The 12,323-nt window shown below is 66.1% G+C and carries 11 protein-coding genes; 5 read left to right on the top strand and 6 right to left on the bottom strand.

The genetic code is table 11. The annotated features are described in order from the left end of the window. Positions 1–14 precede the first annotated feature (14 nt). Together HV744_RS13655 and hutG are read left to right on the top strand one after the other, a co-directional pair. Positions 15–1,412: a formimidoylglutamate deiminase gene (locus HV744_RS13655; RefSeq protein ID WP_175150030.1), complete on the top strand. Its 1,398-nt coding sequence runs from the start codon at positions 15–17 to the stop codon at positions 1,410–1,412. 121 nt (positions 1,413–1,533) lie between these two features. Beyond that, complete coding sequence (gene hutG, locus HV744_RS13650) at positions 1,534–2,346, top strand: N-formylglutamate deformylase (RefSeq protein ID WP_175150029.1); 813 nt, start codon at positions 1,534–1,536, stop codon at positions 2,344–2,346. A gap of 295 nt (positions 2,347–2,641) precedes the next feature. Here hutG and HV744_RS37985 read toward each other — a convergent pair whose 3' ends face one another. Further along, positions 2,642–2,776: a hypothetical protein gene (locus tag HV744_RS37985; protein ID WP_281363642.1), complete on the bottom strand. Its 135-nt coding sequence runs from the start codon at positions 2,774–2,776 to the stop codon at positions 2,642–2,644. 322 nt (positions 2,777–3,098) lie between these two features. Here HV744_RS37985 and HV744_RS13645 point away from each other — a divergent pair, with 322 nt between their 5' ends. Then, positions 3,099–3,764, top strand: coding sequence for a hypothetical protein (locus HV744_RS13645; protein ID WP_175150028.1), 666 nt, complete (start codon positions 3,099–3,101; stop codon positions 3,762–3,764). 86 nt (positions 3,765–3,850) lie between these two features. On the opposite strand, the gene HV744_RS13640 is transcribed toward HV744_RS13645, so the two are convergent. After that, a complete protein-coding gene (locus HV744_RS13640) occupies positions 3,851–4,438 on the bottom strand; it encodes a hypothetical protein (RefSeq protein ID WP_175150027.1) in 588 nt (195 codons plus the stop codon). Positions 4,439–4,546: 108 nt separating this feature from the next. On the opposite strand from HV744_RS13640, the gene HV744_RS13635 reads away from it, so the two are divergent. Continuing rightward, a complete protein-coding gene (locus HV744_RS13635) occupies positions 4,547–5,470 on the top strand; it encodes a helix-turn-helix domain-containing protein (protein ID WP_175150026.1) in 924 nt (307 codons plus the stop codon). Beyond that, complete coding sequence (locus HV744_RS13630; protein WP_175150025.1) at positions 5,467–7,368, top strand: DUF3857 domain-containing transglutaminase family protein; 1,902 nt, start codon at positions 5,467–5,469, stop codon at positions 7,366–7,368. The genes HV744_RS13635 and HV744_RS13630 overlap by 4 nt, the downstream gene beginning before the upstream one ends. 59 nt (positions 7,369–7,427) lie before the next feature. On the opposite strand, the gene HV744_RS13625 is transcribed toward HV744_RS13630, so the two are convergent. The 4 genes from HV744_RS13625 to glgA form a co-directional block, all read right to left on the bottom strand. Next, positions 7,428–8,579 (bottom strand): branched-chain amino acid ABC transporter substrate-binding protein, encoded by a 1,152-nt coding sequence (locus tag HV744_RS13625; RefSeq protein ID WP_175150024.1) that lies wholly within the window; start codon positions 8,577–8,579, stop codon positions 7,428–7,430. 371 nt (positions 8,580–8,950) lie between these two features. Beyond that, positions 8,951–9,412, bottom strand: coding sequence for a hypothetical protein (locus tag HV744_RS13620; protein ID WP_175150023.1), 462 nt, complete (start codon positions 9,410–9,412; stop codon positions 8,951–8,953). Between the two features lie 187 nt (positions 9,413–9,599). Continuing rightward, positions 9,600–10,466 carry a pyridoxal kinase PdxY gene (pdxY, locus tag HV744_RS13615; RefSeq protein ID WP_175150022.1) on the bottom strand — a complete coding sequence of 289 codons (867 nt, stop codon included), beginning with the start codon at positions 10,464–10,466 and terminating at the stop codon, positions 9,600–9,602. 360 nt (positions 10,467–10,826) lie between these two features. Further along, positions 10,827–12,287, bottom strand: a complete 1,461-nt coding sequence (gene glgA / locus HV744_RS13610) for a glycogen synthase GlgA (protein WP_175150021.1) — start codon at positions 12,285–12,287, stop codon at positions 10,827–10,829. Positions 12,288–12,323: the final 36 nt, after the last annotated feature.

The raw sequence follows: 12,323 nt of genomic DNA, 5'->3' as shown, positions 1-12,323 counted from the left end.
AGACAACTTAACCGATGACCCAATCGAATCAATCGCTGTTCGCCGACTACGCGTACCTGCCGGATGGCTGGCGCCGCAACGTGCTGCTGGAATGGGACGCGCACGGCACGCTGACGGCGGTCACGCCGGATACGTCCGCTGCGCCTGCGGGTGTACCCAAAGCCGCTGGCCCGGTATTGCCTGGCATGCCGAACCTTCATTCGCACGCGTTTCAACGCGCGATGGCCGGCCTCACCGAGTATCGCGCCGCGTCTGGCACAGGCGCCACCGACAACTTCTGGAGCTGGCGCGACCTGATGTATCGCTTCGCCGCGCGCATCACGCCGGAGGGCCTCGCGAGCGTCGCGCAATGGCTGTACATCGAAATGCTGAAGGCGGGCTATACGTCGGTGTGCGAGTTCCACTACGTGCATCACACGCCGGACGGCAACCGCTACGCGAATCAGGCGGAACTCGCCCAACGCGTGGTGGATGCCGCGTCGGTGAGCGGCATCGGCATGACGATGCTGCCGGTGCTGTATCAGTACAGCGGCTTCGGCGCGCGCGCGCCGCGTGACGATCAGCGGCGCTTCATCAACACGCCGGAAAGCCTGCTCGATCTGCTCGGCACGTTGCGCGCGGCGCGTCCTGAGAGCGCCGCGCTGCGTTACGGCGTGGCGCCGCATTCGCTGCGCGCGGTGTCGGCGGAGTCGTTGCGTGCGCTGCTCGGCGCGATCGATGCCGACGCGCCCGTGCATATCCATATCGCCGAACAGACTGCCGAGGTCGACGCGTGCGTCGAATCCGAAGGCGCGCGTCCGGTGCAATGGCTGCTGGATCGTTTCGACGTCGACAGCCGCTGGTGCCTCGTGCACGCAACCCATGTCGACGCGAACGAAACGCTGGCGCTCGCGAAGAGCGGGGCGGTGGCCGGTTTGTGCCTGACCACCGAAGCCAATCTCGGCGACGGCATTTTCCCGGCACAGGAATACCTCGACGCGCACGGGCGCATCGGCGTGGGCTCGGATAGCCATATCGGCGTCGACTGGCGCGCGGAATTGCGGCTGCTCGAATACGGCCAGCGTCTGACGCGCCGGCAGCGCAACGTGCTGGCGTCGGCGCAAGCCACGCATGTCGCGGACCGTCTGTTCGACGCCGCGCTCGACGGTGGCGCGCACGCCACGGGCCGCGCGGTCGGCGCGTTGCAGGCCGGCCGCCGCGCGGACTGGCTCGTGCTCGACGCCGATCACGCGAGCATCGCCGAGCACGCGCGCGACGCGTGGCTCTCGGGCGTTGTATTCTGTGAGCACGGCGAGACGCCGATTCGTGACGTCTACGCGGGCGGTGACAAGGTTGTCGACAACCGCAGGCATCGCGACGAAGAGGGCGCTTACGCGCGCTATCGCACGGCGCTCGCGGAGCTGCTCAAATGAATGGTTCAGGTGAACGGCTCCAATGAACGGCTCCAATGAGCCGTGCGCATCGGTTGCCCGCCTCACCTGCGCAAATGACTTGCTGAAGCGATCCTTCGATCCCCCTCGATTCCGGACTGACATGACTGCATTGAACACTCCGCCGGTTTTCTCGCTGCATCAGGGAAGCCTGCCATTCCTGATCTCGATCCCGCATCTGGGCACGCAGATCCCCGCCGACATCGCCGCGACGATGACCCCGGCCGCGCAACGCACTGACGATTGCGACTGGCATCTGGACCGTCTCTATGCGTTCGCCAAACGGATGGGCGCATCGATTCTCGCGCCGACGTACGCGCGCTACGTAATCGATCTGAACCGCGCGCCCGATGGCGCGAACCTCTATCCGGGGCAGGACACGACCGGTCTGTTGCCAGTCGATACGTTCGACAAGGAGCCCTTGTATCTCGACGGGCATCTGCCGGACGAGGCCGAAGTCGCGCGCCGCCGCGACGCATACTGGCAGCCGTATCACGACGCGCTGACCGGCGAGCTCGCCGCGCTCAAGTCGAAGCACGGCAAGGTGCTGCTGTGGGAAGCGCACTCGATCCGCTCGCATGTGCCGCGCTTCTTCGAAGGACGTCTGCCGGATTTCAACTTCGGCACGTCGAATGGCGCGAGCGCGGTGGCGGGAGTGGCCGAGGAATTGGCCGCTATGGTCGAGCGGCATGGCGGCTATACGGCGGTCGCCAATGGCCGCTTCAAGGGCGGCTACATCACGCGGCAGTACGGGCAGCCGGCGCAAGGCGTACACGCCATGCAGCTCGAGTTGTCGCAAATCACGTATATGGAGGAACGAATGCCGTATGCGTATGACGAAACGCTGGCCGCGAAGGTCGAGCCGTTGCTGGAAGCCCTCGTGACGATGGCATTGGAGCGCGTCAAGGCGGCTTGAGACGCAACCTGGAAGTGGCATGAAGCCAGCGTCGCCGCTGCGATTGAATTCATCTCTTCACCACGCGGTTCACGGTGCTGCGCGGTTGCATGGAACCGTGTCCGCGTCGGCTCACACCGCGAAGGTGTAACAGCATGTGTCCGTGATTGCGTGCCGCCATTTTCGCGCGGAACGTATAGAGCGTCGTACCTCTATCTGCGCCGTGCCGCGTCAAACCCGGCTTGCTACAAAAAAGCCCCGCTTCGGCGGGGCTTTGCGATGCGTGCCGTGCCCGTTGGGCACAGCATCACCACCATTAGTGGCAGCGTTTTTCCCAGTGATGATGGATACGCACCTTGTGGCATTCGTGATGATGCTCATTAGCTTGTGCGGGAGCGATCGCGCTCAAGGTGACGACAGCTGCGGCAATGGCGAGAACGATTTTCTTCATTACAAAACCCTTAAGTCAATGTTGTGGAGCGACCGATACAGCACGGGACGTGTCGCATCGGCACGCAAGCATGCCACATTGCGCGCGTCACGCGCAGGAACGCTGCGCGAATACGTGCGTCAATGCAACAGGTGGCACGTCGCAAGCGCTTGCAGCCGCGCGGCGACGCGCGGTAGCGTGTATTTTCGAAATATCGGCCGAGGGTTGCGCAAATGCGCGGGTCGGGATTGCGCGCGACGCAGTGAAGCGGCTACCCTTTCAAAGCGATGACGCGCGTGAGCGTGTCATCGCTACATCGGGCAACAAGATGGAAGACCCAGCGATGGAAGATTCCGACGAATTGCTGCTCCCGGTCTGGCGGGCGAACCTGGTGCTGCTGACCCGCGAGGTCGGCGCGGCGACCCGCCTCGCGCGCATGATGACCTTCTCCGCGAGCTACCTGAAATTGATGCTGTCCGGTCAGCGCGAATTCAGCGAGGAATTCGTGCGCGGCATTGAGGCGGTCACCGGTTTGCCGCATGGCTGGATGAACGTGCCGCATACCGGGCACGAGATACCGCCCAACGCCCGCGAGGCGATCGACAACGAACAGCCGCTTGCGCGCTTTCGCGGCACCGCGCATCCGGTGCGAAAGAAGACCGTGCTGCGGCCGCCGGAGCCGATTTTCGGCCAGCCGGGACCGGCCAGACGCGTCGAAGAAGAAACGCTCGACGCCGAAGCGCATCGGCGTCATGCGCACTTTCGCAAGGTCCGCGATCTGGCCATCCAGGACGTGCGGCGTTTCGAGCGGCATCTGAGTCACGCGCCGGTGGAGTTGTCGTCGGTACGCGCGAAGGTGGAGGAGGTGATCGCCGCCGCCGATCTCGACGACCCGATCCAGGCCGACCTTGCGGGCCGGCTGGAGCAGATCGAGAAGCATCGCCATTTGCTGCTCAGGCATGTGGAGAGCTTGCAGGCGCTACTCGGGCAACTCGGCGACGGCGATTGAGGCCGGCGGCGCAGCGGGCGTTGCCGGGCGCAGCCGGTGGCTCAGTGGGTTCAGTGGCTCGCTCGGCTACGCTCATCGGGCCGCCGCTATCGGGCCGCGAACGAGCTTTTGCGCCGCGCGTGAAACTCGGCTTCGAGCGTCCACGTCACGCCGTCCGGCGCGAGCACGACGCCGGTCCAGCGGAACGAATCCCGCGTGATGTCGGTGAAATTCCAGCGAATCGGCGTGCCGTTGGCATGCGTGCCGATCTGCACGAGATCGTCGCCGATGCGCCGGCCGGTCAACTCGTCGCGCTGGCCGGTTCGCGGATTGACGTAGGTCACGCGCCACACCCGCAGCGCGGGATCCCAGATGCGCAGCGTGGTGCCGTACATCGTGTAGTCCGCGTCGCCTGCATCGCTCGCATCGCCGGCAGCGAGTCCATGGTCGCGCTCGCGACGCGGCGGCATGATCCACACGTCCTGCACCGCGCGGCCTTCCAGCACCCAGCCGAAATGAATCTCGCCGCGCCGCGGCGCATCGCGAAGGTCGACGCGGTAATGCACCACGTCCATCTCCCAACTGCCGATCAGCCAGCCGTACAGATCGTCGGCGGCGTCGATGTCGGCGGCGCGCGCGGGCGCGCTCAACGCGGCGAGGAAGCCGCCTCCGAGGTCGTTCTCCAGTCTGTTCATCGTGGGTGCTCCATGGGCTCATAGTCGGACCGACATCGCCGCAACCGGCCGAACCGCACCGGCCGCCGATGTGCTAAAACCACGATACGGACTCTGCCGAGGTGCATCTTGGGGAAAATTGCCGTCACGTTGCAGCAGGCGCTCGGCTCGCGCGCACAGAACGGCGTGCGCGGCGGCATGGCCGCGCGCGCGCTCGCCCAGGGCGCAGGCTGGGACGTCGCGGATCTGCTTTGCACCTTCGGCCCGGGCGACCAGCCGTTCGAGGAACGGCACGCCGGCGTGTGCATCGCGATGGTGGTGGCCGGCTCGTTCGACTACCGCGCGGCTCCTGGCCGCGAATTGCTCACGCCCGGCGCGTTGCTGCTCGGCAACATGGGCGAGTGCTTCGAGTGCGGGCATCGGCACGGGGCCGGCGATCGCTGCGTCGCGTTTCGTTATGCGCCGGCGTACTTCGAGCGGCTCGCCGCGGATGCGGGCGTCGCGAGCGGCCAATTGAACTTCAGGCGTGCGCGCATCCCGTCGCAGCGTGCGTTCTCGCCGCTGATTGCGCGGGCCTGTGCAGGCGCGAGCGCGGAGTCCGGCGGGGCCAACGAAGCCGTATGGGACGAGTTGGCCGTCGAACTGGCTGCCGCGACGCTGGCTGCGGCCGGCGCGCTGACGCGCGCCGAAGCGCCCGCCAGCGGCACGGCCGGCGCGATGGCCAGCTCGCGCGTCGCGCAGATCGTACGCCTGATCGACGAGAGCCCGGGCGAGCCGCACTCGCTGACGAGCCTCGCCGCCGCTGCGGGCTTGAGCGAGTTCTACTTCCTGCGCACGTTCCAGCGCGTGACCGGCGTGACGCCGCATCAGTACCTGTTGCGGGCGCGTTTGCGGGCAGCGGCGCTGCGCCTTCAGGACGGCGGCGCGAAGATCGTCGATATCGCGCTCGATTGCGGCTTCAACGATCTGTCGAATTTCAATCACGCGTTTCGCGCGGAGTTTGCCGCGAGCCCGCGTGCGTGGCGCGCGTGGGGCAGGGCGCGTCGCTCATGACAGGGAAGGCCGCGTTCATCGGACTGGCCGCCGCATTGACGCTGGGCGCATACGCCGCCTTCGCTTTCGCCGACGACAACGCACCGGCCACCGCCAGCGACGACCGCGCGCCGTCCGTTACGGAGAGCGACGTGCACCTGTTCGTGATCCAGAAGGACGGCTCGATCGAGGAACACGACGACACCATCGTGCGGGCCAACACGACGAGCGGCGTCGACGATATCGCGCAACGCTACGTGTGGTTCAACAAGGGCATCGAACAGGTGCAACTGCAGGCCGCGGAAACGATCGATCCGAACGGTGTCGCGCATCCGGTCGGCCCCGAGGCGATCCGCGACGTGCAGGAGCCGCGCTCGGCCGGCGCGCCGAGTTTCGAGGACGGCGTGTTGCGCACGGTCATCTTCCCCGGCGTCGAGCCCGGCTCGCGCGTGCATCTGGCGTTTCGCAAGACCCGCACGCAGCCGTTGCAGGCGGGCACCTTCGCGTATCTGGTCGAGCTGACGCGCGAGCCCGTCGAACTGCAACGGCTGATCTTCGATCTGCCGGCCGACGTGCCGCTGTATGCCGACGCGCGCGGCTACGCGGCCGTGCCGCCGGTGACCGCCAATGGCCGGACCCGCTACGAGTTCGACTACCGGCACGGTCCGTATGCGCGGCTCGAAGCGGGCGCGGTCGGCTACGCGAACTGGGGCGACCGTTTGATGGTGTCGACGGTGCCGGACTTCGCGGGCTTCGCCGCGCGTTATCGCGGGCCGGCCATCGACGAGACCATGAACGATCCCGCGATCGTCCGCCTCGCGCAGGGTCTGACGGCCGGGGCCGCCGATGCGCGCGCGAAGGCGCAGACGCTGTACGACTGGATGCGCCTGAACATCCGCTATGTCGCGCTGTTTCTCGGCGAGACGGCAGCGATCCCGCACAAGGCGATCGACATCCTGCACAACCGCTATGGCGACTGCAAGGATTACGTCGCGTTGTACAGCGCGCTGCTGGCGGCGGTCGGCATCCGCAGCGAGGCGGTGCTGCTCAATCTCGGGCCGTACTACAGCCTGCCGGACGTGCCGGGCTACGGCACGAGCGCGATCAATCACGCGATTATCTGGATTCCTGAGTTGTCGTTGTTCGCGGATACGACGGCGGGCGGCACGAGCTTCGGCTATCTGCCGCTGGGCGTGATGGACCGGCCGGTGCTGCTGGTCGGCGAAGGGGTGTTGTCGCGCACGCCGGCCACGCAATTGCGCGAGCGCACGGTGCGCCTGCAGATCGACATCGATGAAAGCGGCGCGGCGAATTACGCGTACCGCGTCGAGGATACCGGCTTCACCGCGGAGATCGAGCGCAATACGTTTCGCCGCGCGACGCGGCAGCGCGCGCAACAGATCGCGGCGAACCGTCTATTGCTGACGGGCTTGCACGGCACGGCGCAGATGAGCACCGACGACGTAGCTGCGACCAGCGGACCCTTCGCCACGTCGATGCAGGGCAGCCTCGAGCACTTCGTCTGGAAGGACGGCACGACGGCGGTGCCGGCGCTCACCAGTCTGTCCGGCGGAATGGGTTCGCAGGTGCAGACATGGCTCGCCGAGCCGGCGCGGACCCAGCCGTGGGCGTGCGTCGGCGGAGAGTTCGACGAGACGCTGGCAATGACGCTGCCGCGCTTTGTCCGCGTGACGGATTTGCCCGCCGATACGGCGGTGCAGGATCGCTTCCTGGCGTTTTCATCGCGCTACGTATTCGATCCGGCGACGAGGATGTTGCAGGTCAGCCGGCACCTGCATGCCGCCTTCGGACATCAGATGTGTTCCGCTAATGAATTCGCCGGGATGAAGGACGACCTCGTGCGGATCGCGCGCGATCTCGATGCCGAACTGGTGGTCAAGGTGGTGAACTCGAAGTAGCGGCGCCGCTGCAGGTCCGGGCCGGCCCGGACCTGCAGCTGGCGAGCGCCGGACGCGGCTTATGTCCCGCTCTTCGTCACAATGGGAACCCAGGCGCCGTTCTTCACCTGATACAGCGTGGATGCGCCGCTCTTCAACGCGCCCGTGCTGTCGAACGAAATCTTTCCGGTCACGCCTTCGAAATCGATCGCCTTCAGCGCCGGCCGATACGCCGTCGGCGCACTGGACCTGGCCTGCTGCATCGCCTTGATCGCGGCCCATGCGCCGTCGTAGCCGAACGGCGCATACGACAGGATGTCCTCGCCGTAGCGCTTCTTGAACTTCGCGGAGAAGTCCTTGCCGCCGGGCAACTGCGCGAGCGGGCGTCCGTACTCCCACGCCATCACGCCATCGGCCGCCTCGCCGGCGAGCTTGATGAAGTCCGGGTCCATCACGCCGCCGCCGCCCACCAGTTGCGCGTTCAGGCCCAACTGCTTCATCCGCCTCGCAAAGCCGGCCGCCTGGTTGTCCAGTCCGCCGAAGAACACCAGGTCCGCATTGGTCCCCTTGATCTTGGTGATCTGCGTGCTGAAGTCCACCGCGTGATTGTCGGTGTATTCGCGCGCCACGATGGTGCCGCCGTGCGCCTTCACCGCCTTCTCGAACTCGTCGGCTTCGCCCTGGCCGAACGCGGTGCGGTCGTCGATAATCGCGATGCGTTTGGCCTTGGTCACGTCCACCGCATAGGCGCCCGCGTTGCCGGCGTTTTGCCCGTCGGTGGAAATCACCATGAAGGTGTTCGCGAAGCCGCGGCCCGTGATGACCGGATTGGTAGCGGCCGGGTCGATCACCGGAATGCCGGCCTGTTCGTACACCTGCGACGCCGGAATCGTCGTGCCCGAGTTGAAGTGGCCCACCACCACCGCCACGCCCGAGTCGACCAGTTTCTGTGCGGCCTGCACGCCGATGCGCGGGTCGGCCTGGTCGTCCTGCGAGACGAGCGTGAATTGCGCCACCTTGTCGCCGATCTTGATCTTCTGCGCATTGGCTTCCTCGATCGCGAGCCGGACCCCGCTCTCCAGATCCTTGCCGTAGCCGGCATTGGCGCCGGTCAGCGGCGCCGCAAAACCAATCTTGACCGGCAGGTCGTCGGCGAAGCTGGCCGGCGGCGCGATTGCGAAGATGGCGCCAACGAACAGGGCAAGCGGTTTCAGCGTGTAGCGAAGACTCATGGTCTCTCCTTCCATCGACAGTTCAGGGTGTGAAAGCGGCAAGGCAGTAACGCTGGATCGGCACGCGGGCCGAGGCTTCGCCTCGCGCGCACCGAGAGACTACGAATGATCGGTCGCGATAAACAATGCTGGAATACGCTCAGTAGCGTTTACGCGCGGTCATCTGGCGCGAATATAGAAAGCCAATTTGCCGCCGTCTTGGCAGTTCGAGCCGTTTTGAATGAGCATTTCGGCATAGGCCGCGCGGCGCGCCAGCTGGCGGGCCGTCAGTGCCGGCGCGTGGGGTGCGGATTGCGGCACATGCTTAAAAAGCCGGCGCGAGCGCGCCGGCTGTGTCACCTGGGTCGGTCACTCGGGTTGGCTGAGGGCCCTCAATGCTCGCCTTGCTGGCGCAACAACTCTTCACGCAGACGCAGCAGCGGCGCCTTGGTGTCGTCGTCGGCCCAGCTGTCGAGATCGTCGATCGCGCGCTGGCAGCCGTCGAGCACGAGGTCGAGGTCCACCGGCACGCCGTTGTTCAGCGCGAATTCGATGGTCTGCGCGAACTGCTGGCATTCGTCCTCGCCGTACGAGATGTCGAGGTTGTCGGCGATCACTTCGGCGATGTTGCTGCGCGCCTTGTCGTCGGCCGTCACCATGTCGACGATGCCGAGCGCGACGGCCGGCGAGTAGTAGAGCGCGATGTCGAGCCATTGCGCCGGATCGAAGTCAGCCTGGTCGAACTGGTTCTCGAAGTACTCGATCGCTTCCTGCTCGTGCGCTTCGTCGGCGTCGACGCTGATGCACAACTGCTCAAAAAATTCTTCCCGCTCGCTGCGGATATAACCGTCCATCGATGCCTCGTCTGCTGAATGCGGATGCCTGGAAAATGCCATGTGGACGGCGATTGCCTCGTCCACGCGGCACGCATTATAGGACGGCTGGCTGACAGACGCGGCGTGCGGCGCGGGTGGAAGGCGATTGATTGCCGGGTGCCGTCAGTGAGTGCAGGCGTGGGGCGGAGTGCGCGATGCCTACCACCTAAGCCGTCTCCGCCACCCACGCATCGAACCACTCGCGCGGCTGGGCGATTTCGTTCTGCGCGGCGACCAGTTCCAGTTCATAACGTCCAGCCTGCCAGGTCGCCCTGACCACCGCGTTCACGGCGGCCAGTGTGTGCTCGAAGGCCGCGCGAATCGAATCGCCGAGCAGCGTGCGCGCGACGAACACCGCGCTCGTCAGATCGCCGACCCCCACCGGCTGCCGCGCGAACGGATAGAGCGGGCGTTGCCCCATCCATGCCTCGCGCTCGGTGACGACCAGCATGTTGAAGCGGTCGGCGGGACTGTTGCGGTCGAGCAGATGCTTGACCAGCACGAGCTTCGGCCCGCGCGCGATGACTTCACGGCACGCCGTCACGGCTTCTTCGAGCGTCTCGATCTCGCGGCCCACCAGCCGCTGCAATTCGGTGTGATTCGGCGCCATCGCGTCGGCCGCTTCCGGCATGGTGCGCACCAGAAATTCCTGGATGCCCGGCTCGACCTTGCAGCCGCTCGCGGCGCCCATCACCGGATCGCAGAAGTACCATGCGCGCGGATTGGCGGCCTTCACCGCCCTGACGATCTCCAGCACCGACTGCGCTTGCTCGGGCGTGCCCAGATAGCCGGAGAGCACGGCGTCGCAACGCGGCAGCATGCCGATCGCGCCGATGCCTTCGACCAGGTCTTCCATTTGCGACGAATCGATCGCGCTGCCGGTCCAATGGCCGTATTGCGTGTGATTGGAGAACTGCACGGTATTGAGCGGCCAGACGTTGACGCCGAGCCGGCGCATCGGAAACACGGCCGCGCTGTTGCCGGCGTGTCCGAAGACGACATGTGACTGGATGCTCAGAACGTTTTTCGTCATGGTATGGCCCGCGCAAGCGGTGATGCGCGATCAAAGGAAGCCGGAAGGGTGCGCCGCGCTGGCGTTTCCGAGAGTGGCCGGTCGCCTCGTGCGGCAGGACTGCTTCAGATAGTGCAAGAAAAATGCGCGCTTTGCATTGTGAGGAAACAATACATGAGTTTGCCTCGCGCGAGTCGATCCGTCCCCCGCGTTGTTGTGCCGAATCATCAAAACGGCGGGGAGCGTGGGCGGTGAGGGAGGCTTTAGTGCCGCTGGCCGCGGCGGCGATGCGGCGATGCGGCGACGAGGGAGCGCGGCTCGGGCCGTTCGCGTACTTCCCGCGGCGCGCGGCGAGCAAGCCGCTTTAGCCGCTTTAGCCGCTCAAACCAACTCCCGATACAACGCCAGATAACGCTCAGCCGACGCCCCCCAGCCGAAGTCCTGGCGCATCGCGCGCCGTTGCGTCGCTTTCCACTCGCTGTGCCGGTCATAAAGAGCGAACGCGCGCCGAATCGCGGCGGCCAGCCCCTTCGGTTCGAACCGTTCGAACACAAACCCGGTGGCGAGATCGTCGGCGAGATTTTCGAGCGATGCGTCCGCCACCGTATCCGCCAGGCCGCCGACGCAATGCACGAGCGGCAGCGAGCCATAAGCGAGCGCATACAGCTGCGTGAGCCCGCACGGCTCGAAGCGCGACGGCACCGCGATCACGTCGCTGCCCGCGACGATCGTATGCGCGAGCGTTTCGTCGAAGCCGAGTTCCACCCCCACCGACTCCGGATGCGCGTGCGCCACGCGTTTCAAACCGGTCTCGAGCGTCGGATCACCGGTGCCGAACACCACCAGCTGCCCGCCGCGCTTGACGATTTCGGGCACCGCGCCGAGCAGCAGATCGAGGCCTTTCTGTTCGGTCAGGCGGCTCACCACGCCGAACAGCAGCGCATCGCTTTTCTGCGCGAGGCCGAAGCGCTTTTGCAGCGCCTCCTTGCACGCCACTTTGCCGGCGAGGCGGGTGGCGTTGTAGTGGCTGTCGAGCAGCGCGTCGTCGGCGGGATTCCAGACCGCATAGTCGACGCCGTTCAGGATGCCGCTCAGATCATGCGCGCGCTGACGCAGCAGCCCGTCGAGCCCGCCGCCCTGGGCGAGCGTCTGGATTTCGCGGGCGTAGGTGGGACTGACGGTCGTGATGCGGTCGCTGTAGTAGAGCCCCGCCTTGAGAAACGACAGTTGTCCGTAAAACTCGATGCCGTACACGCTGAAAAAATCGTCGGGCAGCGCGAACTGGCCGAACTGATGCGCGGGGAAAACGCCCTGATAAGCGAGGTTGTGCACCGTGAACACGCTGCGCGCGAGCGTGCGGCCATGCTGGCGTTCGGCCGCTTTCAGGTAGGCGGGCGCGAGCCCCGCGTGCCAGTCGTGCGCGTGGACGATCTGCGGCGACCACGCCGGGTCCAGTTGCTGTGCCAGTTGCGCGGCGACCCAGCCGAGCAGCGCGAACCGCTGCGCGTTGTCGCCGTAAGGCACATGCTCGTCGTTCAGATAGGGATTGCCGGGCCGGTCGTACAGCGTATCGGCGCGGATCACATAGACGATCAGACCGTTCGACGGCAGCGTGCCCCGTTCGAGCGTCACGCCCGGCGTGTCGAAACGGCGCCCCAGTTGCGCGACCGGATGCAAGTCGGCCACACCGGCGAGCACCGCCGGAAAGCCCGGCAGCAGCACCCGCACATCGGCGCCGCGCTCGATCAGCGCGGGCGGCAGCGCGCCCGCGACGTCGGCGAGACCGCCCGTTTTGAGGAGGGGATACAGCTCGCTTGCGACGTGCAGGGCGCGAATCGTCATAGGCCAGGTCTCGTTCCTGTGGGTTATTCCGGCTAG

The organism is Paraburkholderia ultramafica (assembly GCF_902859915.1).
GTDB lineage: Bacteria > Pseudomonadota > Gammaproteobacteria > Burkholderiales > Burkholderiaceae > Paraburkholderia > Paraburkholderia ultramafica.
The sequence above is the reverse complement of the archived record's forward strand: the minus strand, read 5'-3'. Positions and strand labels throughout refer to the sequence as shown.

Excerpts from the sequence above, each read along its gene's own strand:
- HV744_RS13655 (WP_175150030.1), top strand. The coding sequence starts at position 15 with ATGACCCAATCGAATCAATCGCTGTTCGCCGACTACGCGTACCTGCCG.
- hutG (WP_175150029.1), top strand. The coding sequence starts at position 1,534 with ATGACTGCATTGAACACTCCGCCGGTTTTCTCGCTGCATCAGGGAAGC.
- HV744_RS37985 (WP_281363642.1), bottom strand. The coding sequence starts at position 2,776 with ATGAAGAAAATCGTTCTCGCCATTGCCGCAGCTGTCGTCACCTTGAGC.
- HV744_RS13645 (WP_175150028.1), top strand. The coding sequence starts at position 3,099 with ATGGAAGATTCCGACGAATTGCTGCTCCCGGTCTGGCGGGCGAACCTG.
- HV744_RS13640 (WP_175150027.1), bottom strand. The coding sequence starts at position 4,438 with ATGAACAGACTGGAGAACGACCTCGGAGGCGGCTTCCTCGCCGCGTTG.
- HV744_RS13630 (WP_175150025.1), top strand. The coding sequence starts at position 5,467 with ATGACAGGGAAGGCCGCGTTCATCGGACTGGCCGCCGCATTGACGCTG.
- HV744_RS13625 (WP_175150024.1), bottom strand. The coding sequence starts at position 8,579 with ATGAGTCTTCGCTACACGCTGAAACCGCTTGCCCTGTTCGTTGGCGCC.
- HV744_RS13620 (WP_175150023.1), bottom strand. The coding sequence starts at position 9,412 with ATGGACGGTTATATCCGCAGCGAGCGGGAAGAATTTTTTGAGCAGTTG.
- pdxY (WP_175150022.1), bottom strand. The coding sequence starts at position 10,466 with ATGACGAAAAACGTTCTGAGCATCCAGTCACATGTCGTCTTCGGACAC.
- glgA (WP_175150021.1), bottom strand. The coding sequence starts at position 12,287 with ATGACGATTCGCGCCCTGCACGTCGCAAGCGAGCTGTATCCCCTCCTC.